Source organism: Allobosea sp. 2RAB26, assembly GCF_052115465.1.
Taxonomy (GTDB): Bacteria; Pseudomonadota; Alphaproteobacteria; order Rhizobiales; family Beijerinckiaceae; genus Allobosea.
Map to the genome: position 1 here is coordinate 432,297 of NZ_JBFRGS010000005.1, position 24,794 is coordinate 457,090.

At 64.3% G+C, this 24,794-nt stretch carries 23 protein-coding genes, 2 tRNA genes and 1 pseudogene; 20 read left to right on the top strand and 6 right to left on the bottom strand.

Going from position 1 to position 24,794, the window contains the following annotated elements:
- Positions 1-81 precede the first annotated feature (81 nt).
- Positions 82-1,221: a ribonuclease D gene (rnd, locus tag AB4118_RS12415; protein WP_441490008.1), complete on the bottom strand. Its 1,140-nt coding sequence runs from the start codon at positions 1,219-1,221 to the stop codon at positions 82-84.
- A 327-nt stretch (positions 1,222-1,548) separates the two neighbouring features.
- Between rnd and aspS the strand changes: the two genes are divergently transcribed.
- The 4 genes from aspS to AB4118_RS12435 are packed head-to-tail and all read left to right on the top strand — an operon-like array spanning position 1,549 to position 4,963.
- On the top strand, positions 1,549-3,324 hold the full coding sequence (gene aspS, locus AB4118_RS12420; protein ID WP_069882711.1) for an aspartate--tRNA ligase: 1,776 nt from the start codon (positions 1,549-1,551) through the stop codon (positions 3,322-3,324).
- A gap of 33 nt (positions 3,325-3,357) precedes the next feature.
- The gene (locus AB4118_RS12425) at positions 3,358-3,705 is read left to right on the top strand and encodes a hypothetical protein (protein ID WP_441490009.1); all 348 of its coding nucleotides are present in this window, start codon (positions 3,358-3,360) and stop codon (positions 3,703-3,705) included.
- Positions 3,706-3,717: 12 nt separating this feature from the next.
- Positions 3,718-4,020, top strand: coding sequence for a hypothetical protein (locus AB4118_RS12430; protein WP_441490010.1), 303 nt, complete (start codon positions 3,718-3,720; stop codon positions 4,018-4,020).
- A 43-nt stretch (positions 4,021-4,063) separates the two neighbouring features.
- A complete protein-coding gene (locus tag AB4118_RS12435; protein WP_441490011.1) occupies positions 4,064-4,963 on the top strand; it encodes a glycosyltransferase family 2 protein in 900 nt (299 codons plus the stop codon).
- Between the two features lie 113 nt (positions 4,964-5,076).
- Here the strand turns inward: AB4118_RS12435 and AB4118_RS12440 are convergent, their stop codons facing one another.
- The 3 genes from AB4118_RS12440 to AB4118_RS12450 all read right to left on the bottom strand — a co-directional run bounded on the left by AB4118_RS12440 (position 5,077) and on the right by AB4118_RS12450 (position 8,489).
- Positions 5,077-5,895: a class I SAM-dependent methyltransferase gene (locus AB4118_RS12440; protein WP_441490012.1), complete on the bottom strand. Its 819-nt coding sequence runs from the start codon at positions 5,893-5,895 to the stop codon at positions 5,077-5,079.
- A 67-nt stretch (positions 5,896-5,962) separates the two neighbouring features.
- Positions 5,963-6,658: a CatB-related O-acetyltransferase gene (locus tag AB4118_RS12445; protein WP_441490013.1), complete on the bottom strand. Its 696-nt coding sequence runs from the start codon at positions 6,656-6,658 to the stop codon at positions 5,963-5,965.
- Positions 6,648-8,489: a hypothetical protein gene (locus tag AB4118_RS12450; protein ID WP_441490014.1), complete on the bottom strand. Its 1,842-nt coding sequence runs from the start codon at positions 8,487-8,489 to the stop codon at positions 6,648-6,650. Before AB4118_RS12450 ends, AB4118_RS12445 begins: the two co-directional genes overlap by 11 nt.
- 182 nt (positions 8,490-8,671) lie before the next feature.
- Between AB4118_RS12450 and AB4118_RS12455 the strand changes: the two genes are divergently transcribed.
- From AB4118_RS12455 to AB4118_RS12500, 10 genes are all read left to right on the top strand, one after another.
- Positions 8,672-9,148 (top strand): DUF192 domain-containing protein, encoded by a 477-nt coding sequence (locus tag AB4118_RS12455; protein WP_441490015.1) that lies wholly within the window; start codon positions 8,672-8,674, stop codon positions 9,146-9,148.
- Positions 9,149-9,432: 284 nt separating this feature from the next.
- Positions 9,433-10,038 carry a transglutaminase-like cysteine peptidase gene (locus AB4118_RS12460; RefSeq protein ID WP_441490041.1) on the top strand — a complete coding sequence of 202 codons (606 nt, stop codon included), beginning with the start codon at positions 9,433-9,435 and terminating at the stop codon, positions 10,036-10,038.
- An 83-nt stretch (positions 10,039-10,121) separates the two neighbouring features.
- On the top strand, positions 10,122-10,724 hold the full coding sequence (locus tag AB4118_RS12465; RefSeq protein WP_441490016.1) for a hypothetical protein: 603 nt from the start codon (positions 10,122-10,124) through the stop codon (positions 10,722-10,724).
- Between the two features lie 1,452 nt (positions 10,725-12,176).
- A tRNA-Pro gene (locus AB4118_RS12470) sits at positions 12,177-12,253 on the top strand.
- Between the two features lie 66 nt (positions 12,254-12,319).
- Complete coding sequence (locus AB4118_RS12475) at positions 12,320-12,625, top strand: ETC complex I subunit (RefSeq protein WP_441490017.1); 306 nt, start codon at positions 12,320-12,322, stop codon at positions 12,623-12,625.
- A 37-nt stretch (positions 12,626-12,662) separates the two neighbouring features.
- Positions 12,663-12,739 (top strand) — tRNA-Arg (locus tag AB4118_RS12480).
- Positions 12,740-12,806: 67 nt separating this feature from the next.
- Complete coding sequence (locus AB4118_RS12485) at positions 12,807-13,022, top strand: alkylphosphonate utilization protein (protein ID WP_441490018.1); 216 nt, start codon at positions 12,807-12,809, stop codon at positions 13,020-13,022.
- 371 nt (positions 13,023-13,393) lie between these two features.
- On the top strand, positions 13,394-15,082 hold the full coding sequence (locus AB4118_RS12490; protein WP_441490019.1) for an ArnT family glycosyltransferase: 1,689 nt from the start codon (positions 13,394-13,396) through the stop codon (positions 15,080-15,082).
- Between the two features lie 64 nt (positions 15,083-15,146).
- Entirely contained in the window at positions 15,147-15,896 is a 750-nt protein-coding gene (locus AB4118_RS12495; protein WP_441490020.1) for a glycosyltransferase family 2 protein, read from the top strand.
- Positions 15,896-16,240: a lipid-A-disaccharide synthase N-terminal domain-containing protein gene (locus tag AB4118_RS12500; protein WP_113519074.1), complete on the top strand. Its 345-nt coding sequence runs from the start codon at positions 15,896-15,898 to the stop codon at positions 16,238-16,240. Before AB4118_RS12495 ends, AB4118_RS12500 begins: the two co-directional genes overlap by 1 nt.
- Positions 16,241-16,286: 46 nt before the next feature.
- On the opposite strand, the gene AB4118_RS12505 is transcribed toward AB4118_RS12500, so the two are convergent.
- Positions 16,287-17,009, bottom strand: coding sequence for a transporter substrate-binding domain-containing protein (locus AB4118_RS12505; RefSeq protein WP_441490021.1), 723 nt, complete (start codon positions 17,007-17,009; stop codon positions 16,287-16,289).
- 20 nt (positions 17,010-17,029) lie between these two features.
- Positions 17,030-18,220: a cystathionine beta-lyase gene (metC, locus tag AB4118_RS12510; RefSeq protein WP_441490022.1), complete on the bottom strand. Its 1,191-nt coding sequence runs from the start codon at positions 18,218-18,220 to the stop codon at positions 17,030-17,032.
- 262 nt (positions 18,221-18,482) lie between these two features.
- Between metC and AB4118_RS12515 the strand changes: the two genes are divergently transcribed.
- From AB4118_RS12515 to AB4118_RS12540, 6 genes and pseudogenes are all read left to right on the top strand, one after another.
- Entirely contained in the window at positions 18,483-19,508 is a 1,026-nt protein-coding gene (locus AB4118_RS12515) for an amino acid ABC transporter substrate-binding protein (RefSeq protein WP_441490023.1), read from the top strand.
- 156 nt (positions 19,509-19,664) lie between these two features.
- Positions 19,665-20,687 (top strand): amino acid ABC transporter substrate-binding protein, encoded by a 1,023-nt coding sequence (locus tag AB4118_RS12520; protein ID WP_441490024.1) that lies wholly within the window; start codon positions 19,665-19,667, stop codon positions 20,685-20,687.
- A gap of 159 nt (positions 20,688-20,846) precedes the next feature.
- Positions 20,847-21,869, top strand: coding sequence for an amino acid ABC transporter substrate-binding protein (locus tag AB4118_RS12525; RefSeq protein WP_441490025.1), 1,023 nt, complete (start codon positions 20,847-20,849; stop codon positions 21,867-21,869).
- Between the two features lie 134 nt (positions 21,870-22,003).
- Positions 22,004-23,197: an amino acid ABC transporter permease gene (locus AB4118_RS12530; RefSeq protein ID WP_441490026.1), complete on the top strand. Its 1,194-nt coding sequence runs from the start codon at positions 22,004-22,006 to the stop codon at positions 23,195-23,197.
- Positions 23,198-23,207: 10 nt separating this feature from the next.
- Positions 23,208-24,584 (top strand): amino acid ABC transporter permease, encoded by a 1,377-nt coding sequence (locus AB4118_RS12535; RefSeq protein WP_441490027.1) that lies wholly within the window; start codon positions 23,208-23,210, stop codon positions 24,582-24,584.
- A 41-nt stretch (positions 24,585-24,625) separates the two neighbouring features.
- Positions 24,626-24,794, top strand: a pseudogene (locus AB4118_RS12540) (amino acid ABC transporter ATP-binding protein); the annotation flags it as partial.

Sequence of the window (24,794 nt, forward strand, 5' to 3'; positions counted from 1 at the left end):
GACGCAAGGCATCGGCCCGAAACGCGGATTGCGGCTTTCGGGAAGGCTGCTGCAAGCGCAGAAGGTTAGATCATCGGCCGCTCAGGCGACGGTCACGCGCCCGCGGGAGATCTTCAGGCTCAGCTGCCCGTTCTTCAGCGCCAGCGCCTTGTTGCCGAAGACTTCGCGGCGCCAACCCTGCAGGGCCGGTACATCGGCTAGGTCGTCCGAGGCGATGGCCTCGAGATCATCGGTCGAGGCGAGGATCTTGGGGGCGACGCGTTCGGCATCGGCGGTCGCCTTCAGCAACACCTTGAGCAGGTCGAGTACGGCGCCATTGGTCGGGCGTCCGCGCTCGCGTTCGAGACGGGGCAGGGTCCTGGGATCGAGCGCCAGGCCGCGCTCGATCGCCGCGAGCACCTCGCCGCCGGCGCGCGAGCGCTCGAAGCCGTTTGGCACGGAGCGAAGCTCCGCCAGCGCCTCGACCGAGCGCGGACCGCGCTGAACGATATCCATCAGCGCATCGTCCTTCAGCACCCGCTGGCGCGGCACGTCGCGGCTTTGCGCCTCCCGCTCCCGCCAGGCGGCGATCTCCATCAGCAGCGCGACTTCCTTGGGCTTGCGAATCCGGCCCTTCAGGCGCTGCCAGGCGTTCTCGGGCCTGACCTCATAGGTGCCCGGTGAATTCAGGATCGCCATTTCCTCGGCAACCCAGCCCTCACGGCCGCTGGCGGCGAGATCGGCCGATAGGGCGAGATAGATGTCACGCAGATAGGTGACATCGGACTCGGCATAGGTCAGCTGCGCCTCGGTCAACGGTCGGCGCGACCAGTCGGTGAAGCGCGAGGATTTGTCGATCCGCGCCTTGGCGAGGTCGTTGGCGAGCTGCTCGTAACCGACGGAGTCGCCATAGCCGCAGACCATTGCGGCGACCTGCGTGTCGAATAGCGGGGTCGGGAGCATCTTGCCGATGATCCAGATGATCTCGAGGTCCTGCCGTGCGGCGTGGAACACCTTGACGACGTTCTGGTCGGCCATCAGCGCCAGGAAGGGCGCGAGGTCGATTTCGGGTGCGAGCGGATCGACAAGCACCGCCTCGTCGGGCGAGGCGAGCTGGATCAGGCAGAGCTTCGGATAATAGGTCGTCTCCCGCAGGAATTCGGTGTCGACCGTGACGAAGGGATGCTGGGCCAGCCGCGCGCACGCCTCGGCCAGATCCTGTGTGGTGGTGATGAGGCTCATGATTAGCGGCTTAGCGGAGGAACGGGTTGTCCGTCGAGTCCGCGTTTCATGCTTCTGCTCGCCGGCGCCGCATGACCTGCAGAAGAACGGGCCTGTCCCTCGGCGCCCGGGCAAGGTCATCTGCCTTGTCTACGTATTGAAACCTTCACACCATGGTGCGACGGCCTCTGCCGCCTCCTTGCGGCGAACAGCTGGAATGCCGGCTTCGCGCATCACGATTGTCGCTGCCATTCTTGACAATCCGCGCGCCTGCGTGTGCTTACGCCGAAGGTTTCAGCTGGCCTTGCGCCGGCTCCTTCGCATTTCCGAGAGACGAGTCCCGTGACCTTGCATCGCTATCGCTCCCACACCTGCGGCGCCCTTCGCGAGAGCGATATCGGCAATCAGGTTCGCATTTCGGGCTGGTGCCACCGCATCCGCGACCATGGCGGCGTGCTCTTCATCGATCTGCGCGACCATTACGGCATGACCCAGGTCGTGATCGATCCGGACTCGCCGGCTTTCGCCGAGGCCGAGAAGATTCGGGCCGAGTGGGTCATCCGCATCGACGGCAAGGTCAAGGCTCGCCTCGAGGGGACCGGGAACGCCAATCTTGCGACCGGTGCGATCGAAGTCTTCGCCACGGCGCTCGAAGTGCTGGGTCCTTCCGGCGAGCTGCCGCTGCCGGTGTTCGGCGATCTCGAATACCCCGAGGACACGCGCCTGAAATATCGCTTCCTCGACCTGCGTCGCGAGAAGCTGCACAACAACATCATGCTGCGTGGCAAGGTCATCGACTCGCTGCGCAACCGCATGAAGACCTCGGGCTTCTCGGAATTCCAGACGCCGATCCTGACCGCGTCCTCGCCGGAAGGCGCGCGCGACTTCCTGGTGCCGAGCCGGCTGCATCCCGGCCATTTCTACGCCCTGCCGCAGGCGCCGCAGCAGTACAAGCAGCTGCTGATGATGGCGGGCTTCGACCGCTATTTCCAGATCGCGCCCTGTTTCCGCGACGAGGATCCGCGCGCCGACCGGCTGCCGGGCGAATTCTACCAGCTCGACGTCGAGATGAGCTTTGTCACACAGGAAGACGTTTTCCGTACCATGGAGCCGGTGATCGCCGGCGTCTTCGAGGAATTCGGCGGCGGCAAGTCGGTCACCAAGAACTGGCCGCGCATTCCCTATGCCGAGTCGATCCGCAAATACGGCTCGGACAAGCCTGATCTTCGCAACCCGCTCGAGATGCAGGATGTGTCGGAGCATTTCCGTGGTTCGGGCTTCAAGGTCTTCGCCCGCATCCTGGAAGACGAGAAGAACCAGGTCTGGGCGATTCCGGCGCCGGGCGGCGGTTCGCGTGCCTTCTGCGACCGCATGAACTCCTGGGCTCAAGGCGAAGGCCAGCCCGGCCTCGGCTACATCATGTGGCGCGAAGGCGCGGGTGCTGGCCCGATCGCCAACAATATCGGTCCGGAGCGGGTCGAGGCGATCCGCGTCGCGCTTGGTCTGAAGGATGGGGACGCTGCCTTCTTCGCAGCGGGCAACCCCGACAAGTTCTACAAGTTCGCCGGCGCCGCCCGTAACAAGGTTGGCTCGGAGCTCGGCCTGATCGACGAGAACGCCTTCGCTTTCGCCTGGATCGTCGATTTCCCGATGTACGAGTACAACGAGGACGAGAAGCGGGTCGATTTCTCGCATAACCCGTTCTCGATGCCGCAAGGCGGGTTGGAGTCGCTGCAGAAAGACGATCCGCTGGCGATCAAGGCCTTCCAGTACGACATCGCCTGCAACGGCTACGAACTCGCCTCGGGCGGCATTCGCAATCACCGCCCTGAGGCGATGGTCAAGGCCTTCGAGATCGCCGGTTATGGCGAGGAGACGGTGATCGAGCGCTTTGGCGGCATGTACCGCGCCTTCCAGTATGGCGCGCCGCCGCATGGTGGCATGGCAGCGGGTATCGACCGCATCATCATGCTGCTCGCCGGCGCCAGCAACCTGCGCGAGGTCGCGCTGTTCCCGATGAACCAGCAAGCCGTCGACCTGCTGATGGGGGCGCCCTCCGAGGTCGGTCCGAAGCAGCTGCGCGAGCTCCATATCCGCCTGAACCTGCCTGAAAAGAACGGCTGACCCCCCGCCATGCCTGCCCCGACCGGAGCGCGCTTGTCCGCGCTCGCCTGCCTGCTCGCGCTGCCGCTAACCGCCTGTGTCACCGCTGCGCCCCACACAAGCTCGGGGCGGGCGGTGGAGCTTGCCAATCTGGTCTCGCGCTCGATCGCCTGCCGTGCTGGAGCACCACGCACCAGCACACTCGACCGCTTCCTCGACGCCGAGCGTGCCCGTGGCGCGACGCCGGAGCAGATCGCGGGAGCGCGCTCGACCTATGTCACCGTTTCGGAGGCGGCGACCATCAATCAGGAAGTCCGGCCCGAAGCCTGCTCTGCGGAAGAACGCAGCTCCTTGAAGCCACGCATGGCGCGCGTCCGGGCCGGCGATTTCAGCGGGCTCTGAGCGCGATCAGCCATGCCCTTCGCCAGAGCCTTCCTCTGCAGCCTGCTTCTGCCTGCGCTTGCTGCCTGTACGACGACTGCCGGTCCAGTGCCCGGCACGGCGGAGTTTGCGGCCGTCAAAGTCTCGCGCGGCTATGATTGCGGTGTCGCCGTCGATCGCCGCCGTGTGATGGCGGGGCTTGCTCCGGCCGAGCGCGGACGCTTCGTCGCCGTCAATGCCAGCCTCGCGGTGAAGTCCTACAAGGCGCCGCGCCACTGCGACGCCGCCGAGCGTAGCGCGGTTCAGCACGAGCTCGCCGGCCTCACACGGCGCTGAATTCTGCTTGCCTGCCGGGGGCGATCCCGGCCAGAAGGCAGGAATGCCGCCCGCGAACGAGTTGCTCCCGCTCCACGAAACCGTCACCGCGGTCGTCGTCGCCTATGACAGCGCCGATGTCCTGCCGGCCTGCCTGGATGCGCTGCGGCGCGAAGGCGTGCCTGCCATCGTCGTCGACAATGCCAGCAGTGACGATTCGGCCGCAATCGCGCGGGCGCGTGGCGCAACGGTGATCGCGAGCCCCAGGAATGAAGGTTACGGTCGAGCCAACAATCTCGGCATCGCAGCCTGCCGCACTCCCTACGCCCTGATCGTCAATCCCGACCTCGTGCTGCAGCCTGGCGCCATGGCAGGGCTGCTGGCGGCCGCTGGGCGCTACCCCGATGCCGGGATGCTGGCTCCGCGCATTGTCGAGCCGTCAGGGCGCGTCTTCATCCAGCCGCGTTCGCTGCTGTCACCGGCTCATCTCAATCATTCCGGCGCGGCAATTGTACCGGAGGGGGATGCCTGCCTGCCGTTTCTCTCGGGCGCCTGCCTCCTGCTCCGCTGCGAGGTCTTCGAAGCGCTCGGTGGTTTCGATCCGCGAATCTTCCTGTTCTACGAGGATGATGATCTTTGCCGCCGCATGAGGGACGCCGGGCATGCGCTCGTGCATGTGCACGAGGCGCAGGCTCATCACGCGCGCGGGCGTTCCAGCAAGCCCAGCCCCGGCCGCCGTTTCAACGCACGCTGGCATCTCGCCTGGTCGCACGCCTATATCGCGGCCAAATACGGGCAAGCCGGGCCGTCATCCCTGGCGATTCTCGAAAACATTGCAAAGACAGTCGGTTACGCCTTGATCTTTAACCGCCTCAAGATGATGGCGCATGCCGGATCTGCCGCTGGCGCGCTCGACTGGCGGCGGGGACGGACGGCGCGCTCGCGGCAGGGCCTGGACGAATAGCTCGCGCGCCTTAGATCATCGGACCGGATATCGTATCCGGTTCGATGATCTCACCCTTTGTGCTTGCATCGGCTTTGCCCCGAAAACCGCAATCCACTTTTCGGGCCGATGCCTTAGAGGTGCAGGTCCTTCATGGGCGTGGTGATGATCCTGCGGATCTCGCGCAACTGCCTGAAGACGAGCCGTGCCTTGCGCAGCACGTTGCTGTCGGCCGCGAGCAACTCGGCCTCGCGTGCGGCAAAGGCGGCTTTGCCCTGCAGGGCAGGGATTGGGCTCAGCGGCAGCGGGGTGTTCGGCAAGGCCGAGAGATCGAGCTCCGTCAGAGCCGGCGCGGCTCCGCGAAGGCTCTTGCCGATCATGCTGCGCGCTGCGTCGAGGCGGCTTGCGGCGGCATCCCGGACCGGCTTCTGCATCACGGCGCTGGAATCGCGCCACTGGATGCCCCTTCGATAGGCCGGAACCCATTGCACCTGGGCTTCGAGCAGGTTCAGCCCGGCATAGCGGGCCAGGGCAGGGAAGGCATCGTCGTAGAAGCGCCAGCAATCGACGGGGAAGCGGTGCCGTGGACCGCCGCCCGGTGAGGTGATGAACGCGAGTCCATTGCCCTTCAGCACGCGCGAAATCTCAAGGATGGTGATCCAGAAATACTCTGCATGCTCGAAGACCTCCGAGCAGGTCACGACATCGACCGAGCCGGTGGCGATCTCCTTCCAGTCATAGGGATCGGCCACAGCCACATCGACGTTCAGCCCCGGCTCGATGTCCATGCCGACAAGTTTCCAGGCCGGGTTCGACATGACGTCGCGGTTGGACAGGCTCTGTCCGTCGACGATGGCCGAGCCGACGTCGAGCACGGTCAGCGGCGAGGTCTCGACGGCGGAGAGATAGGCCTTGCGGAAGACCCGCGCCTTGTCGTTGGCAGAATCATGCATGGGGGCGGTCCGGCAATGGAGGGAGGCCGTATCGGAGGGGGAGCCTTCGATCCTGAACGGCGAACTATCAGGAAACGGCTCTCGGAGGCAAATCCTCGATCCTGTCGGACATCAAGACCGGGATCAGTCGTCTGATGTCGGCCTCGGGCCAGGCCCACCATTGGCTCGCCAGCAGGGTCGCGATCTTCTCCTCCGTCAGGCGGTGCCGCAGCAGCCGTGCCGGATTGCCGGCGACGACGCCATAGGGCGGAACATCCTTCGTGACGACGGCGCGCGCGCCGATGACGGCGCCATGACCGATGCGGACTCCGGAGAGGATCAGCGCCTGCGACCCGAGCCAGACATCATGGCCGATGACGACGTCGCCGCGCGAGACCTGATTGCCTGGATGGTGCTTCGCTTCGGGCCATAGCCGTGGGTAGTCGTGGAATGGGTAGGTCGTCGCCCATTCCGTGCGGTGGTTGCCGCCGAGCAGGATCTCGACGCCGTCTCCGACCGAGCCGTAGCGCCCGATGATCAGGCGCGCCCCGCTTCCGGCGAAGCGCACCTTCGGCCGCCCATAGGTGTAGCGTCCGACAACGATCTGCCCCGGGTGCCGAGCGATCAGGTTGGCCAGATACAACCGGGCCTGGTTGTCGGGGTTGAAGCGCCGGCGCAGAAAGCTGCGCGGGCCCTGCGGCAGCCCGGCCCACCACGCTGCGATCGCGGAGGGCCGCCAGGACTCGTCTTCGGGAAGAAGCTCGACAGACCAGTTATTCGGCATTGGCCTTGAGGTCGATCTTGTCGAAGATTTCGGTCGGATCGGTGATCGTGATGACGTCGGCGAGGCCGAGACCCCCGGTCGCCTTCGCATTGGCCTGGACGGTCAGGGTGCCTGGCTTCGCCGCAAAGCGCGAGACCGCCGCGGTCAGGGTCTTGGCCGCATCGGACGGGCCGAGGACCGCGGCAAGGCCGAGGCTGGCCATCATCGCATATTCGCGCCGCAGATCGTCGGGCTTGCGCTTGTTCTTGCGGGCTTCGTTCTCGATGAACTTCTCGAGCAGACCGAGATTCTTCAGCTTGGCATCCAGGCTGCGGGCTGTCGCGCCGAGCGCTGCAACCTGTGCGAGCGCGAGATCGCTTGAGAACAGGTCCTTGGTGACGTTACCGAGGGTACCCGAGGCCTCGAACTGCGCCATGCCGCCGCTCCCAAGCGAGAGCGTACGGATCGCAAGCTCGTTGCGTGCGGGGTCCCAGGCGAGGTCGAGCTTCGCGGAGAGGTCGAGGGCGCGGTAGCCCATGGCAATCAGATCCGCGGCCGCGGGATTGCCGGTTGCCTCGCTCACCGGAGCGGTGAGCTTGTCGATCGTCAAGGCAAGCTTGGTGGGGATGCCGTTGATCTGGTCGGCGGCAGCAATCTCGAAGGTACCGAGCCCGACGCGGATTGGGGCCTGCGCTGGCTGACCCGGCTTTGCCGTTTGCGGCACATCGACCGAGAGCCCGGCAAGCCGGATCGTGCCGAGTTTGGGGATCAGTTTGCGGAAATCGAGCGAATCGATCTCGGTTTCGGGCTTGGCCAGGACCTCCTTCAGGCCCTTGAACATGGGCGCGAGCGAAAAGCCGGAATAGCTGAGCGACTCGAACCCTGCCTTGGCGCCCGCACCCGCGAAAGAGAAACCTTCCACGGCGTAGCCGGACCTGGCCGGCGCATCTTCGCCATACGCCATCCTGGCGATTCTCACGTCCATGGCGACCGGCGCTTCGCCCGGATTCGGCGGAACGGAGAGTGCCATCACCATATCGCGAACCTCGCCGCTGCCATAGTCGATGGCATCGAACAGCGAGAACATGGAAAGCGCCATGCGCTTGTCGGCCTCGAGCCGGGCCGGGTCGCTATGGTCCTTCGAGTCGATCCCTGCCTTCTGGTCGGCCTCCGCCTGCGCGATGATCCGCGACAGGAGTTCTCCGACAGGCTCGTCTCCGACACGCATCTTGAAGTCGCGGCCGGTCGCCTTGCCGAGCGAGATCTTGCCGAGCTGGCCCAGATCGATGGCGTAGCCGTCCTGATCGACACGGCCGAAGATCGGCTGCATGGCTTCTTCCACGCCGGGCTTGGCGCGCTCGCTCAGCACGCGTGCGAGATGGTGCATGTCGAACGCTTCGAAGCTGATGCGCTTGATCTCGCCCTTCATCGCGCCGGTCGGCCCACCGGTGGCGGATATCGCTCCGCCTCCCGCCGAGCCGCGGCCGATCTTGCCGTCGCGAATCTCACTGAAGCGGATGTCGCGATAGGTCGTAACCTGCCTTTGCGGCCCGAGAACCTGCTCGACCGTCAATTCGGGCGCACTGATTTCCGACGCGGTGAGGCGGCCCGTCCGGGCAACCGCGCTCTCGCCGGTGCTACCATTGAACAACGAGACAAAGGCTTCGCGCTCGAGGCTGGAACCCTTCACGTCGACCTTCGGTATGGCGACGACGATCGCGCCAAGGTCCAGGCGGATATTGTCGATCTGGAAATCGGCTGCCCAGGACGGCTGCGCCAGAACGAGGATAAAGGCTGCGGCCGCCGTTATGCGCAGGCGGCGCATCGGGCTGCGAAGGGTCGACGTGATCATGACGGTCTCCAGATGGCGGCAGCGAACCTGCCGCAACGCAGCGAGGAAAGGAAGACGACTTGCTCTCGCGGACGCAGGAAAAACTTGACCGCCTCGCTGTGATCTTTCGTATCTGTCTCAGATCCGCCATCCGGCCCGTGCAGGAGCGGTGCGGGCGACGAATGCAATGGAGCTTAGAGACGATGCGGTCCGCCCGACGATTCCCTGCAGCCTGCCTTGCCTTGCTGCTCCTGGCTCTTGCCCCCGTCATGGCATTCGCGCAGCAGGCGGCTCCCGCGACCGGCCTGGAAACGCTTGCGATCGTCGGCAGCGGGCAGCGCCATGTCTTCCAGGTCGAGGTCATGCGCACGCCCGATCAGCGAGCGCGTGGCCTGATGCACCGCAATTACCTGCCGCCGGACCGCGGCATGCTGTTCGATTTCGGCCAGGTCGAGCCGGTCGCGATGTGGATGCAGAATACCTTCATCCCGCTCGACATGCTGTTTATCCGCGCTGATGGAACTGTCGTGCGTATCGCCGCGCAGACCGAGCCGCTCTCGACCCGTACGATACCCTCAGGCGAGCCGGTGCTCTCGGTCCTTGAGATCAATGGCGGCATCGCCGCCAAGCTCGGCATCAAGCCTGGCGACAAGGTGGAGCATCCGCTCTTCAAGCGGTGAGGCGGTTTTTCGCGCGCAGGGCAGCGTTGCGATCGTCCCTCGAAACCGGTCGGCCAGGCCTGTACTCCTCCTGCATTCCTGGTGAACGCGCGGGCCGTGACGGCCACCGCATGAAGGGTGTCGCGCCGTCGAAGCTCTGTGGATTGCGGAAGAAATCTGGCGGCGAATCACAGAATTGCCCACTTCCTTAATCAAAGGCGGTCATCCCGGATTTCATCCCCGCTACCCAGCACGCTTGCGAAGGACGGATCATGACGACACGTGCCGTGGTCGCAACGCTAGCGATGTGCGTTGCGCTGATCACCGGAGGCCGCCCGGATGACGCCCATGCCGAGCAGATCGCGGCCGCGACTCGGGGGCGCACCTCGCCACCAGCTGCGTTCCTCACCTTCTGCGCGAAGAATCCGGCGGAATGCGCACGATCGGGGCCTGTGGTGCGTAGCGTCTCGCTTTCTCCCCAGCGCCACGGTGAGCTGCAGGAAGTGAATGCGCATGTGAATGCGACCATTCAGGAGGTCTCCGACCTGGCGCATCATGGTCAGGAAGATGTCTGGAGCATACCGGCGGATGGTCGAGGCGATTGCGAAGATTTTGCGCTCCTGAAGCGCAAGCTGCTGATCCAGCGCGGTTGGCCGTCATCGGCGCTGCTGATGACGGTTGTCGGAACGCCCGAGGGGGAGGGCCATGCCGTGCTGACGGTGGTGACCGATTCGGGAGATTTCGTTCTGGACAACAAGAGATCGCGCATCCTGCTCTGGTCGCAAACAGGCTATGTCTTCTTTAGCCGGGTGGCGCAGGCCAATCCGCGCCAGTGGGAATCGATCGACGGCGGGAATGCGAGATTCACCGCAGCGACGCGACACGGGTTCCATCCTCAATCCGGCCGTTAGCCGCCAGACAGCAAACGCCCCGGAGTGACCCGGGGCGTGTCTCGTTTCACATGCTCTGAAGACACTGGCGGTTACCGGCCACCGTGGCCGCCGCCATTGCCGCCACCGTGACCGCCGCCATTGCCGCCACCCTGGCCACCGCCATTGCCACCACCGTGACCGCCGCCATTGCCGCCACCCTGGCCACCGCCATTGCCACCGCCGTGACCGCCGCCATTGCCGCCACCATCGCCGCCGCCATTGCCACCGCCGTGGCCGCCACCATTGCCACCGCCGTGGCCGCCGCCATTGCCGCCGCCGTGGCCGCCACCATTGCCGCCGCCGTGGCCGCCACCATTGCCGCCACCGTGACCGCCGCCATTGCCGCCACCGTGACCGCCGCCATTGCCACCGCCGTGGCCGCCACCATTGCCACCGCCGTGACCGCCGCCATTGCCACCGCCGTGGCCGCCACCATTGCCGCCGCCGTGACCACCGCCATTGCCACCGCCGTGGCCGCCACCATTGCCGCCACCGTGACCGCCGCCATTGCCACCGCCGTGGCCGCCACCATTGCCGCCACCGTGACCGCCGCCATTGCCACCGCCGTGGCCGCCACCATTGCCGCCGCCGTGACCGCCGCCATTGCCACCGCCGTGGCCGCCACCGTGACCACCGGCATTGCCACCGCCGTGGCCGCCGCCTGAGCCACCGTTGCCACCGGAGCCACCGCTACCGCCGGAACCGCCACTGCCGCCGGAACGGCCGTCACCTCCGGAGCCGCCACCGCCGCCCGAACTGCCGCTCCCACCGGACCCAGCGCCCCCACCGGACCCAGCGCCCCCACCGGATCCACCGCCTCCGCCGGACCCGCCGCCCGAACCCGAACCGCTGCTGTTGCTCGCTGTGCTGGCGCCGCCGCCAGCAGGATTTCCGCCTTCGCCGCCGTTGCCGTTACCGTTGCCTGCCGGATTTCCGGCGCTGCCGGGTGCTCCTGAAGACAGCGCTCCCGTTGTCAGCGGCGGGCACGCCCAGTACTCGCCGCCGTCCTGCTGGTAGAGGGCACATGCCTGATTGGGCGCGCGCGTCCGGCGACCGTTGGGGGTGACAGCGGTGTAATACTGAACGCCGCCAGGGGCAGCCCCCTGGAAGGCGGGCGCCCCGGTGCCGATCGCCGCCGTGGCGCGCGGTGGACAGGCCCACAAGGGTCCGCTGTCATATTCCTGAATGACACAGTCCCGACTCGGCGCCCGCGTTTTGCGCCCGTTGGCCGTGACCGCGTTGTAATACCGCACCCCGCCGGGACCGGGGAGGCTGGAAGCCGATCCGGATGTCGCAGCCGCACTGCTCGCGGACCAATCCAGGCCTACAGGTCCACTCATCCTGTTGCGGCCGGACGGATCGCACTGCCAGAGCCTCTGGCTTCCGATGAGTTTGCTTTCGCAGGAACGATAGGGCTGTTGCGTCGGAGTGCCGTCTATCGCGAGGCCTTCATAATATTCGGGAAGGCCACGAGCGGCAGTATTCTGTGCGTAGGATAATGTTGATGTTGTAACAAGCAAGCCGGCAATCAGTATGCTGGATTTTAGATATTTCATAGCAATGCCTCCCGCCCAGGGAGGCATTAAGCCACCAGGGCGCTAATTGGTTTTTCTTTGAAATGTGAAGTTCATCTTCATTATTTTTCGTGCTTTCTCATTTTTGAACATATCGAGATTTGTTGGTTTTGCTCAATTTGGCTTTTACGCTAGGTCGTTTCTCCTTAGGGGGGATTTGCCTACACCCCGCCCGAGGCTCCCTCGTCATCCGAAAAGGTAGGCATTCCGGCCAGAGGGCTCGAAAGTGCAGCATCTCGCATTAGCTCGTTGCAGGAACGGCAGGGCGCGAAAGTGGTAGATTGCATCTGCGCGCAGGGTGTCGGCGCACGCGAAGGCGAACGAATTGAGTGTGCTTCGACGGCCGTACGGCCAATTTCGTCGTTCGGGCTCTGGGTTGCGCGAAGGCACGGCGGGAAATGCCTGACGAATTTGCCTGGGAATTTCATCGGAACTTACGGTTCCCATGGCGGCAGTTCGGTGCTATCTCGTTGCGCGTCGCATGTGGCCGTCGAGGAGCGTGTGCGATCGTTTCGTGAGTGATTTGATGCACTTGCAGACAGTCGGGGTATAGCGCAGCCCGGTAGCGCATCTGCTTTGGGAGCAGAGGGTCCCAGGTTCGAATCCTGGTGCCCCGACCATTCTCGAGATCGCCTGGCCCGCTGTCGCGGGCCAATGGAATGACGAGCTGACGGCCGAGCCAGAGCATGACCGCACGCATTTACCGCCCAGCCCGCAATGCCATGCAGTCCGGCACGGCAAAGACCGAGCGCTGGCTGCTGGAATTCGAGCCGGAGCAGCCGCGCCAGATCGAACCGCTGATGGGGTGGACATCCTCTGCCGATATGAAGAGCCAGGTGAAACTCTGGTTCGACACGGAGGATGAGGCAGTGGCCTATGCCACGCGCAACGGCATCGCCTATCGGGTGGAGCAGCCCCATGTGCCGAAGCGGCGCGGCATGGCCTATTCGGATAACTTCAAGTTCAATCGTGTCGGGCAGTGGACCCACTGACCAACCATTTGGCGCCTGACCGGGCGCTTTCGACTACGGGCCCGTAGCTCAGTTGGATAGAGCAGCAGCCTTCTAAGCTGCTGGTCGCAGGTTCGAATCCTGCCGGGCTCGCCACTTCTATCGATCGCAGTCGCGGGACGCGCTGAGATCCACCAAGAATCGCACAGACTGGATTCCCGCGATGAGCGACGTGAAGGACAGCAACGGCAATGTCCTGAGGGACGGCGATTCCGTGACGCTGATCAAGGATCTCAAGGTGAAGGGGACCTCCGTCACCTTGAAACGCGGTACCCTGGTCAAGAACATCCGCCTGACCGGCAGCGAGGATGAGATCGAGTGCAACGCCGAGAAGGTGAAGGGACTTGTGCTCAGAACGGAATTCCTGAAGAAGGCCTGACGCTGGCCCGAAGGGTCCAACCTTCTCCCCCGAGTTTCGGAGCCGCCGGAATCGACGGCGCCTGCGCATCGTAGGTCGAAGATCATCCGGCCGAAAAGGACGAAGGCCGCGAGGACTGCGCCAGAGAAGCCTGGCCACGGATAATCCTCCTGCCTCGTCGTCGCGGTTGCGGCGCCCGCAAGGGATATCCTGCGTTTGGCTTGCAGGAGGGGAGGTGGCGTCGTAAACGGCGTGCGTCGCCGGGACGCGGGCCGTTTTGCCTTGATCGCGCCCGAAAGCCCCGCCATGCCGGCGGCGCCCTGGGTCGATACCTGGCCTTGCGACATTCATGCCTGCGATGAACGCGACCTGGCCGGTCGCGAGGATGGACAATGCTTTCGCTCCGGCCCGTGTTTGACCGCATCTCCGTTTTCGCATCGGCCAGCCATTGGCGCGCCTGCGTCTTCCTGCTTCTGCTCTCCCTCGCAGCCTTCCTGCCGGGATTCACGAGCCTCCAGCCGCTCGATCGCGACGAACCGCGCTTCGCCCAGGCGAGCAAACAGATGCTCGAGACCGGCGATTTCGTCGATATCCGCTTCCAGCAGGAGGCGCGGCACAAGAAGCCCGTCGGAATCTATTGGCTGCAGAGCGCGGCTGTGACCGCCGGCGAGGCGCTGGGTGTCCAGGACCCTCGTCATCAGATCTGGCTCTATCGCGTGCCGTCGCTGATCGGCGCGGTTGCCACGGTGCTGCTGACCTATTGGGCGCTGCTCGCCTTCTTCAGCCCGGGCGTGGCGCTGCTCGGCGGGGCTCTTATGGCCGCTGCTGTGCTGCTCGGCGTCGAAGCCCGGATCGCCAAGACCGATGCGGTGCTCGCAGCCTGCGCGGTGGCGACGATGGGGGCATTGGCGCGCGCCTGGCTGGATTGGACCCGCTCGCTCGCCTTCGTGCCGGACCGCCGCAACTGGCTGGTTTTCTGGGGCGCGACAGCGATTGCCCTGCTGATCAAGGGGCCGATCGTGCCGATGGTCTGGGGACTCGCCACGATCGTGCTATGCATCCGCGAGCGCTCCTGGCGTTGGTTCTCATCGTTGCGCCCGTCCTGGGGGCTGCTGCTTTGCCTGCTCGTCGTGCTGCCCTGGTTCGTGGCGATCGCCTGGAAGACCGGCGGCAGTTTCTTCACGGCCAGCGTCGGCAACGATATGTTGGGCAAGGTCGCGGAGGGCCAGGAGAAGCACTGGGGTCCGCCCGGGCTCTATCTGCTGATCTTCTTCGGCACCTATTGGCCGGCGGCTGCTTTCGCCGCGATGGCGATCCCCTTTGCCTGGGTGCGTCGCCGCGAGCCGCAGATCATCTTCCTGCTGGCCTGGATCGTGCCGTCCTGGATCGTCTTCGAGGCGGTGCCGACCAAGCTGCCGCATTACGTGCTGCCGCTCTATCCGGCGGTCACGGCGCTGCTGCTTCTGGCGATGGTCAATGGCGGCATCGATCGCGTTCGGCGTGGCGCGACCGCGACCGCCGCGCTGGTCCTGCTGGTCCCGACGGCGCTTGTCGGCGTGATCATCTATGCCAACTGGACGCTGGATCGCACCGTACCCTATCTCGCACTTCCGGTTTTCGCGCTGGCGCTGTTCGTGGCCTGGCGCGTCGTCATGGCGTTCCGGCGGGGCGACCTGGAGGGGGCGCTCTGGCGCTGCGTCCTCGCGAGCCTCCTGCTCTCGATCGGCGTCTACGGCTTTGCGATCGAGAGCCTGCGTTCGCTCAAGCTCTCGCCTCGTCTGGCGGAAGCCGTCCGGGCGGTCGGCTGTGCCGATCCCGCAGTGATGACCGTGGGTTATCGCGAGCCGAGCCTCGTCTTCCTGACCGGGACCGATCTTGCCATGGGGGCGAATGGTGCGGCGGCCGCTGCCTTCCTGAAGGAGCCTGGCTGCCGGATCGCGCTCGTCGAGAAGCGTTTCGAAGCGGAGTTCCATGCCGGCGTTGCCGCCGCCGGGATCACGCCACGTCTCGTCACCTCGATTCCCGGCTTCAATCTCAATGGCGGCAAGCGGCTCGAGATGGCCGTGTTCGCGCGACAGTGAAACCTGCTTGCCCTGTTTGCGCGCTTGACGCAGTTTGCGCGCCGTTTTCCCGGATGAAGCTTTCGTGACCGAGACACAACCCATCACCTTGCCGCAACTCAGCGTTGTCGTGCCCGTTCGCAACGAAGTCGGCAATGTCGGGCCGCTGCTGGCCGATATCGAGGCGGCCTGCCAAACGCTCGGCGCCTTCGAGGTGATCTATGTCAATGACGGCTCGACCGATGGTACGGCGGCCGCGCTAAGCGAGCTCGGCGCGACGCGCCCCTGGCTGCGTGCGGTCCGCCACGAACAATCCTGCGGGCAGAGCGCGGCAGTGCGTACCGGTGTCCGCCACGCCCGGGCGCCGGTCGTGGTGACGCTCGACGGTGACGGCCAGAACGATCCGGCCTTCATCCCGGCGATGGTGCAGGCCCTGCACAAGGCCGGATTGCAGGCCGGGCTCGTCCAGGGCCAGCGTGTCGGACGCAAGGATACCGGCTTCAAGAAATGGCAGTCGCGCATTGCCAATGGCGTCCGCGGCCGCATTCTCAAGGACGGCACCCGCGACACGGGCTGCGGGTTGAAATGCTTCCGCCGTGAAGCCTATCTCGCCTTGCCCTATTTCGATGCGCTGCACCGGTTCATGCCGGCCTTGATGGTGCGGGAGGGCTACCAGGTCACGCATGTCGATGTACGCGATCGCCCGCGCCTGACCGGTGTCTCCAATTATGGCTTCTTCGACCGGCTCTGGGTCGGTATTCTTGATCTCGCCGGCGTCTGGTGGCTGATCCGCCGTCGCAAGCGCGTGCCGCAGATCGTGCCGGAGACGCTCTGATGCTGATCGACCTCCAGCAAATGATCGGCGAATATTTTCACGACGTCTTCGTGAACAATATCGACTGGTGGGTTCTGCTTGGCGTCGTGGCGCAGGCGCTCTTCACCATGCGCTTCGTGGTGCAATGGCTGGCGAGCGAGAAGGCCAAGCGGTCGGTCGTGCCGATGACCTTCTGGTGGTTCTCGATCGGCGGCGGAGCCCTGCTGCTGGTCTATGCGCTTTACCGCCGTGACCCGGTCTTCATTCTCGGGCAGGGCTTCGGCCTGTTCGTCTATTGCCGCAACCTACAATTCGTCCTGCGCGCCAGGGCGAGGGGCGAGGATACCAACGCCGGTCCAGGCTAAAGCACGTCCTCAACACTGGATTGCGGCTTGCGGGAAAGCCGCTGAGCTAACCGACTTCGAAATCGCTGGCCGCGAAGCCGTATCGCGCCATCATGGCGCGGTGCCAATCGCTGCCGATCAGCCCGTCGAGAGCCTGATCGAACCGGGTCCGCAGATCCGCCTGCGATCTGGCGAAGGCAAAGGCGCCCTTTGCGGGTTCTCTGTCCTTCGCTTCGGCGGCTCCGGGCACGATGGCAAGGGAGGCATCGGGGGTGTGACCGAGGAAGCCACGATGCGCCATGGCGACGCTGGCATAGGCCTCGGCACCTCGATCCCTGACCATCTGCACGGCGTCTTCCTGCGTCGCGACGCGCAAGACGCGGTTTCGCGGAATGCCGGCCGCGAGGCCCGACTGCTCCTGGACCTGGTCCGCCACCACAACGAGGCGGGCGCTTCCATCCTGCGCCAGCGCCTCGTAACTGCAGAAGCGATCTTCATCACCGCGCCTGACGAGCAGTCCGTCGCTCAGCGCCCAGACTGGCCGGCTGAAGTCGACGCTTCTCTTCCGCTCCGGCGTGACGAAGAGCGGCGTGGTGATGGTCCAGCGCCCATCGACAAGGCCTGGCAGCAACTCGGGGAAGCTGGTCAGGCGCATCTCGACCGAGACGATGCCGATCTCCCGCAAGGTCTCCGTCATCAGCTCGACATCGCTGCCGAGCGCGCGGCCATCGGGGCCGGGCCAGCAGAACGGCGGCTCATCGAGATAGGCGAAGATGATCGCCTCTCGCATCGCCGCTCCGGCCTTTGGAATCACACCGCTGCCCGGAGGCGGGCAAAGCCGGCATCAAGATCGTCCTTGAGATCTTCGAGATCCTCCAGTCCGATATGGAAGCGGATGGTCGGCCCCTTGAAATCAGGCTCCGTTGCCGTGCGATAGCCCTTGCAGTCGAAGGGGAGGGCAAGGCTTTCATAGCCGCCCCAGGAGGCCCCCATCCCGAACAGGGTAAGTCCGTCGAGCATCGCGCCGACAGCCTTCTGCGCCACCGGCTTCAACTCGATCGCGAACAGGGAGGAGGCGCCTGTGAAATCGCGCTTCCACAGATCGTGGCCGGGATCGTTCGGCAGGGCAGGGTGCATCACGCGCGCCACCTCGGGACGGGCGGCGAACCAATTGGCCATCTCGATACCGGCGGGCATCTGCTCCTTCAGGCGGATATGCATCGTGCGGATGCCGCGCAGCGTGAGGAAAGCATCCTCGGGCGCGATGATGACGCCGAGCAGTTCCCAGGTCTCGCGCAACTGCCTGTAGAGTTCGGGGGTACGTGCCGAGATCGTGCCGATCAGCACGTCGGAATGGCCGGCGTAATACTTCGTGCCGGCCTGAATCGAGAGATCGACCCCGTATTTATGCGAATCGAAGAACAGCGGCGTCGCCCAGGTGTTGTCCATCAGCACCAGGATGTCGCTGGCATGGGCGGCCGCGACGATGGCCGGAATGTCCTGCATCTCGAAGGTCTGTGAGCCCGGAGCCTCGGTCCAGACCGCCCTGGTATTCGGTTTGAACAGCTTTGCGATGTCGGCGCCGGCCGCCGGGTCGTAGTAGGTGACCTCGACGCCCATGCGCGGCAGGACCTTGTCGCAGAAATGACGCGTCGGCCGATAGACGCTGTCAGTGACCAGGAAGTGATCGCCGGACGACAGGGTCGCGAGCATGGGCAGGGTGCAGGCGAGCAGACCCGACGGGCAAACGACGGTTCCCGCACCGCCTTCCATGGTGTTGAGCGCCGCGATCAGCGCATCGATCGTCGGATTCCCTTGCGTGCCATAGGTGTAGCGGGCCTTGCGCGCCAGGAAATCCTCCATGTTCGGATAGATCACCGTCGAGCCTCGCACGATCGGCGGATTGACGAAACCGTAGCTGTCGGCGGGATCCCGGCCGGCAAGGGCGAGGCGGGTCTTTTCGCGAAGCTGCGCGAACGCAGATGGAGACAGTTTTTTCATGGAGCCGGCGCTGGAGGGAGGTCCCGATCGAGGCAGTCAGGCTTGACCACATTTTGAAAGTCGCATGTGATGCAAGGGGTGGATAGATGCGTTCCAGGAAAGGGTCCCTTGCTTGACGCACATGCGCTGCTCTGGCAATCGACGCAGGGGAACGTCGCTCAATATATGGGCAACAAGTGGGGCGCGCACTCCCACTGGCGACGCAACTGAATACTGCCCGCTGGCTGCGGCCAGCCGGGAGACCTCAACGGGAGAGAGTTCGATGAAAAAGTTCATGGCAGTTGCGATCGCGGGGCTGGGCCTCGCGATGACCGCTACGGTGGCAACGGCCCAGGCGCCCGCAACGCTGGCGCAGGTCAAGTCCCGCGGCATCCTCAACTGCGGCTCGAATACCGGTCTTGCTGGCTTCGGCGTGCCGGACGCTCAGGGCAACTGGCAAGGCCTCGATGTCGATTACTGCCGCGCGATCTCGTCGGCGATCTTCAACGACCCGACAAAGGTCAAGTTCATTCCGCTGTCTGCCAAGGACCGTTTCACGGCCCTGCAGTCCGGCGAAGTCGATGTGCTCGTGCGCAACTCGACCTGGACGATGTCGCGCGACACCGCGCTCGGCCTGCTTTTCACCGGCGTGAACTATTACGACGGCCAGGGCTTCATGGTCCGCAAGAAGCTCGGCGTCACCTCGGCTCTTCAGCTCTCCGGCGCGTCGGTCTGCACCCAGCAGGGCACCACGACCGAACTCAACCTCGCGGACTTCTTCCGCGCCAACAACCTGAAATATGAAGTCGTCGCCTTCGCCTCCTCGGACGAGACGGTCAAGGCCTATGACGCTGGCCGCTGCGATGCGTTCACCACGGATGCGTCGGGCCTCTATGCCGAGCGCCTGAAGCTGACTGCGCCCGATGATCACATGGTTCTGCCTGAGATCATCTCCAAGGAGCCGCTTGGACCGGCAACCCGCAACACCGACGCCCAATGGTTCAATCTGGTGAAGTGGGTGCATTTCGCCATGCTGAACGCGGAAGAGCTCGGCGTGACCAAGGCGAATGTCGACGAGATGCTGAAGTCCTCCAACCCGGAGATCAAGCGTCTGCTCGGAACCGAGGGCAAGTTCGGCGAAGGCATCGGCCTGACCCCCGACTGGGCCTACCGGATCGTCAAGCAGGTCGGCAATTACGGCGAATCCTTCGAGAAGAACGTCGGCCAGGGTTCGCTCCTCAAGATCGCCCGCGGCCAGAACGGTCTCTGGACCAAGGGCGGCCTGCAATACGCTCCGCCGGTTCGCTGAACGCAGCTAGACATGTGGGCCTCGGCATCAGCCGAGGCCCCCTCTAAACCGCCGTCCATGCCATGAAGCCTGCGACAAACGGCATAATATCTGGCTCCCAGCCGACAAGATGATCGAGAGCGGGACGAACCTGCTTCGGAACTTGGGAGTACACAGATGAAACGGACCGTAACTGCGGTTGTAGCCACAGGCCTCATGCTCTGCGCGGCGGGCGCCGCCCAGGCGCAAACCACCACCTTGGCGCAGGTCAAGAACCGCGGGCAGCTGAATTGCGGCGTCAGCCCGGGCTTGGCTGGTTTCGGTGTCCCGGACGCTCAGGGGAAATGGACAGGCCTGGACGTCGATCTGTGCCGGGCGATCGCCGCGGCGATCTTCAACGATCCGAGCAAAGTCAAATACGTGCCGCTCTCGTCAAAGGACCGGTTCACGGCCCTGCAGGCAGGCGAGGTTGACCTGCTTTCACGGACCAGCACCTGGACGATGTCTCGGGATACCGCGCTTGGCCTGAGCTTTTCGACGGTGAACTACTATGACGGCCAGGCTTTCATGGTCCGCAAGAAGCTCGGCGTCGATTCGGCGCTGAAGCTGGGCGGTGCCTCGATCTGTACCCAGCAGGGCACCACGACCGAACTGAATCTGGCGGATTTCTTTCGCATCAACAACATGAAGTACGAGGTGGTGGCCTTCAACACAGGGGATGAGACGATCAAGGCCTACGAGGCCGGTCGCTGCGACGCTTTCAGCGACGATTCCTCGGCTCTCTATGCGCAACGGCTGAAATTCGAGGCGCCGGATGACCATATCGTGCTTCCGGAGATCATCTCGAAGGAGCCATTGGGCCCGGTCGTTCGGAGCAGCGACACGCAATGGTTCAACCTGGTGAAATGGAGTCATTTCGCCATGCTCAATGCGGAGGAACTCGGTATCACCAAAGCCAATGCCGATGAGCAGCTGAAATCGACCAATCCAGAGGTTCGGCGGTTGCTCGGTGTCGAGGGCAAGTTTGGAGAAGCTATCGGCCTCAGCCCGGATTGGGCCTATCGGATCGTCAGGCAGGTCGGCAACTATGGCGAGTCCTTTGAGGCGAATGTCGGATCAGGATCGATCCTGAAAATCGCCCGCGGAAAGAATGCGTTGTGGACCAAGGGCGGACTGCAATACGCTCCTCCGGTGCGTTGAACAAAAGACCAGGCGGGGGCATTCTTGCCTCCGCTTCATTGACCGATGCCGAAGACGGAGGCGCGCTGAAAGGACGTACGGTCGGGCCCAAAAATCTGGTCCGAGACTTGCAAGGTTCGAGAACGGGAAAAACCCGTTCCGGCAACAGGGGAAATAAGAATGAACAGGTTTGTCAGTGCAGCGCTCGCCGTTGCGGCAACCGCTACTTTCGCGGGCGGAGCGCAGGCCCAAACGGGGCTTCTGGCTCAGGTGAAGAGCCGGGGCCAATTGATCTGCGGTGTCGGCCCGGGCCTTGCGGGTTTCGGTATCCCCGATGCTCAGGGCAATTGGAGCGGCCTCGACGTCGATCTCTGCCGCGCCATTTCGGCTGCGGTCTTCAATGATCCGGCCAAGGTCAAATTCATCCCGCTTTCGTCGAAGGACCGCTTCACTGCCCTGCAGTCCGGCGAGGTCGACCTGCTCTCGCGCAACACGACCTGGACCATGTCGCGCGACACGTCGCTCGGCCTGAACTTCGCGGGCGTGAACTACTATGACGGGCAGGGCTTCATGGTCCGCAAGAAGCTCGGGATCGATTCAGCCCTGAAGCTGGCGGGCGCCTCCGTCTGCACCCAGCAGGGCACGACGACGGAACTCAATCTTGCGGACTTCTTCCGCGCCAACAAACTGAAATACGAAGTCGTCGCCTTTGCGAGCGCCGACGAGACGATCAAGGCCTATGAATCGGGCCGCTGCGACGCCTTCACGACCGATGCGTCCGGGCTCTATGCCGAGCGCCTGAAGCTCGGCGTCCCGACCGACCATATCGTCCTGCCGGAGATCATCTCCAAGGAACCGCTCGGTCCCGTCGTGCGCCATGGCGACGACGCCTGGCTCGATATCGTCAAATGGACCCATTTTGCCATGCTGAACGCCGAGGAACTCGGTGTGACCAAGTCCAATCTCGATGAGATGCTGAAATCCGAGAACCCGGAGATCAAGCGCTTGCTCGGCACCGAGGGCAAATTCGGCGAGGCTGTCGGCCTGAGCAACGACTGGGTCGTCCGCATCGTCAAGCACGTCGGAAATTACGGTGAGTCCTTCGAACGGAACGTCGGCGCCAACTCGCTGTTGAAGATCGCTCGCGGCCAGAACGCGCTCTGGACCAAGGGCGGCCTGCAATACGCGCCGCCGATCCGCTGATATTCGCGCTGCGCGGCGACCGCCGCGCAGCGCTCGCTACCGCCGAACGGCACGGAGAAGAAGACGACTGGCGATGCTCGACGCGGGCATTGCCGGACCACCGGCCGCCACCCAAGAACAAGAGGGCGTGACACGTGACGACCATACCGACGGAGCCGGTCCAACCGGGCAAGGCCTCACTGCTCTACGATCCGAAGATTCGAGGCTATGTCTATCAGCTTGCCCTCTTGGCCGTCGTCGGGTTCCTCATCTACTCGGCCGCCTCCAATGCCATCGAGAACCTCCGGGCGCAGAAGATCGCCTCGGGCTTCGGCTTCTGGCACAATGCCGCCGGCTTCGACGTCAATCAGAAGCTGATCCCGTTCAGCGCCTCGGGCTCGACCTATGGCCAGGCCTTCTGGGTCGGCCTGCTGAACACCTTGCTCGTCGCCTCGATCGGTATCGTGCTGGCGACCTTCCTCGGCTTCTTCGTCGGTGTGGCGCGCCTGTCCAGCAACTGGATCCTCGCCAAGATCGCCATGGTCTATGTCGAGGTCATCCGGAACCTGCCGCTGCTGCTGCAGCTGTTCTTCTGGTACAACGCAGTGCTCAAGCCGCTGCCGAACCCACGCCAGTCGATCGCGCTTCCGGCCGGCATCCTGCTGAATAACCGCGGCCTCTATCTGCCCGATCCGCAACTCGAGCCTGGCGGCAGCCTGATCGTCCTGACCTTCCTGCTCGGGATCGTGGCGGCGATCACCTTCCGCTACTGGGCCCGCAAGCAGCAGACGGCAACCGGCAAGCAGTATCCGATCGGCTGGGTCGCTCTCGGCCTCGTCGTTGTGCTGCCCTTCTTCGTCTATCTGCTGATGGGCCGGCCGATCACCTTCATCTATCCCGAGCTCGCCGGTTTCAACCTGCGCGGCGGCATCCAGATCTTCCCGGAATTCGTGGCCTTGCTGATCGGCCTCACCACTTATACCGCGGGCTTCATCGCCGAAGTCGTGCGCGCGGGTATTCTCGCCGTCTCCAAGGGACAGTCGGAAGCAGCCCATGCGCTCGGCCTGCGGCCTGGGCCGACGCTGAAGCTCGTCGTGATCCCGCAGGCGATGCGCGTGATCATTCCGCCGCTGACCTCGAACTACCTGAATCTGACGAAGAATTCTTCGCTGGCGGTCGCCATCGGCTATCCCGATCTCGTCCAGGTCTTCACCGGCACGGTGCTGAACCAGACGGGGCAGGCGGTCGAGGTCGTCGCCATCACCATGGCGGTTTATTTGACGATCTCTCTCGTCACCTCGCTGTTCATGAATATCTACAACAAGCGCATGGCGCTGGTGGAACGGTGAGGGCGCCCCGATGACCGATGCAACCACCGAGAACTCCGCCTTCTTCATCCGTCGCGAAACCTTGCCGCAGGAAGCAGCTCCGCTATCCGTGGCAGGCCCGCTTGCCTGGGTCCGGGCCAACCTCTTCTCCGGACCCGTCAACACGATTCTGACGCTGGTCTGTGCCTATATCGTCGTCACGAGCCTGCCAGAGATTATCCGTTTCTACTTCCTCGATGCGGTCTGGACGGGCTCAAACCGCGATGCCTGCCTTGCCGAGAAGGTCGGCCGGCCGGTCGGCGCCTGCTGGGCCTATGTGGCCGACCGCTTCCAGTATTTCGTCTACGGCTCCTATCCGGTCAGCCAGCGCTGGCGCGTCAACATCGTCTTTGCGATGTTCGCGCTCGGCGTCGTCTGGCTGCTCTGGAACAACGCCCCCCTGAAGAAGCTCGGCGCCTTCTTCTTCTTCGTGCTGTTGCCGATCAGTGCCTATGTCCTGCTGCTCGGCGGTCCCGGCGCGCTCAATTTATTGCGCTACCTGATCATCGCCACGGTCGCGCTGGCGGCGGTGTACATGGTGTTGTCCTTCGTGCCTTCGCTGGCGCGCTTCCACACCGGAGCCGGACAGCTCGCAGTCGAACATGAGCTGCCGCCCTGGAAGCGTTTCTATCGGCCCAAGCGCCTGATCCTGATGGCTCTTGTCGCCTTTGGCCTGATCGCCATTCTGGACCAGAGCGTCGGCCTGCCTCGGGTCGATACCGGCCTCTGGGGCGGGATGACGGTGACCTTCCTGATCGCGGCGGTCGGCATCGTCTTTTCGCTGCCGCTCGGTGTCGTGCTGGCGCTCGGACGGCGCTCCCGCCTGCCGATCATCCAGCTGCTCTCGGTGATCTTCATCGAGTTCGTGCGCGGCGTGCCGTTGATCACGGTGCTGTTCATGGCCAACACGATGCTGCCGCTCTTCGTGCCGCAGGAATGGTCGCCCGACCGCTTGCTGCGCCCGCTGGTCGGTGTTGCCCTCTTTGCGGCGGCCTATATGGCCGAAGTCATTCGCGGCGGCCTGCAGGCCATCCCGAAGGGCCAGTACGAAGGGGCGATGTCGCTCGGCCTCGGCTACTGGAACATGATGCGCCTGATCATCCTGCCGCAGGCGTTGCGCATCGTGATTCCAGGCATCGTCAACACCTTCATCGGGCTGTTCAAGGATACGACGCTGGTCACCATCGTCGGCATCTTCGACTTCCTGCGGACCATCGAGGCGACCCTGGTCGATCCGACCTGGGCGACGCCGACGACACGCGCGACGGGCTATGCTTTCGCCGCGATTTTCTATTTCCTGTGCTGCTGGGGCATGTCGCGCTATTCGATCTCGGTCGAACGCCGTCTTGCTGCCGGCCAAAGACGTTGAGGGAGACCAAGAACATGGCAATGGCAGAGAGCAACATCTCGATGCGTCCGGCGGCGCTGAAGCAGACCTCCCTGAACACGGATACGGCCGTGGAGATGATCGGGGTCAACAAGTGGTATGGCGAGTTCCATGTCTTGCGCGACATCAACCTGAAGGTGGCGCGCGGCGAGAAGCTGGTGATCTGCGGACCCTCAGGCTCGGGCAAGTCGA

What these genes read in the sequence shown, in the direction of transcription:
- rnd (WP_441490008.1), bottom strand. Translation starts at nt 1,221, where the DNA reads ATGAGCCTCATCACCACCACACAGGATCTGGCCGAGGCGTGCGCGCGG.
- AB4118_RS12430 (WP_441490010.1), top strand. Translation starts at nt 3,718, where the DNA reads ATGCCCTTCGCCAGAGCCTTCCTCTGCAGCCTGCTTCTGCCTGCGCTT.
- AB4118_RS12435 (WP_441490011.1), top strand. Translation starts at nt 4,064, where the DNA reads ATGCCGCCCGCGAACGAGTTGCTCCCGCTCCACGAAACCGTCACCGCG.
- AB4118_RS12440 (WP_441490012.1), bottom strand. Translation starts at nt 5,895, where the DNA reads ATGCATGATTCTGCCAACGACAAGGCGCGGGTCTTCCGCAAGGCCTAT.
- AB4118_RS12445 (WP_441490013.1), bottom strand. Translation starts at nt 6,658, where the DNA reads ATGCCGAATAACTGGTCTGTCGAGCTTCTTCCCGAAGACGAGTCCTGG.
- AB4118_RS12450 (WP_441490014.1), bottom strand. Translation starts at nt 8,489, where the DNA reads ATGATCACGTCGACCCTTCGCAGCCCGATGCGCCGCCTGCGCATAACG.
- AB4118_RS12455 (WP_441490015.1), top strand. Translation starts at nt 8,672, where the DNA reads ATGCGGTCCGCCCGACGATTCCCTGCAGCCTGCCTTGCCTTGCTGCTC.
- AB4118_RS12460 (WP_441490041.1), top strand. Translation starts at nt 9,433, where the DNA reads ATGTGCGTTGCGCTGATCACCGGAGGCCGCCCGGATGACGCCCATGCC.
- AB4118_RS12475 (WP_441490017.1), top strand. Translation starts at nt 12,320, where the DNA reads ATGACCGCACGCATTTACCGCCCAGCCCGCAATGCCATGCAGTCCGGC.
- AB4118_RS12485 (WP_441490018.1), top strand. Translation starts at nt 12,807, where the DNA reads ATGAGCGACGTGAAGGACAGCAACGGCAATGTCCTGAGGGACGGCGAT.
- AB4118_RS12490 (WP_441490019.1), top strand. Translation starts at nt 13,394, where the DNA reads ATGCTTTCGCTCCGGCCCGTGTTTGACCGCATCTCCGTTTTCGCATCG.
- AB4118_RS12500 (WP_113519074.1), top strand. Translation starts at nt 15,896, where the DNA reads ATGCTGATCGACCTCCAGCAAATGATCGGCGAATATTTTCACGACGTC.
- AB4118_RS12505 (WP_441490021.1), bottom strand. Translation starts at nt 17,009, where the DNA reads ATGCGAGAGGCGATCATCTTCGCCTATCTCGATGAGCCGCCGTTCTGC.
- metC (WP_441490022.1), bottom strand. Translation starts at nt 18,220, where the DNA reads ATGAAAAAACTGTCTCCATCTGCGTTCGCGCAGCTTCGCGAAAAGACC.
- AB4118_RS12515 (WP_441490023.1), top strand. Translation starts at nt 18,483, where the DNA reads ATGAAAAAGTTCATGGCAGTTGCGATCGCGGGGCTGGGCCTCGCGATG.
- AB4118_RS12520 (WP_441490024.1), top strand. Translation starts at nt 19,665, where the DNA reads ATGAAACGGACCGTAACTGCGGTTGTAGCCACAGGCCTCATGCTCTGC.
- AB4118_RS12525 (WP_441490025.1), top strand. Translation starts at nt 20,847, where the DNA reads ATGAACAGGTTTGTCAGTGCAGCGCTCGCCGTTGCGGCAACCGCTACT.
- AB4118_RS12535 (WP_441490027.1), top strand. Translation starts at nt 23,208, where the DNA reads ATGACCGATGCAACCACCGAGAACTCCGCCTTCTTCATCCGTCGCGAA.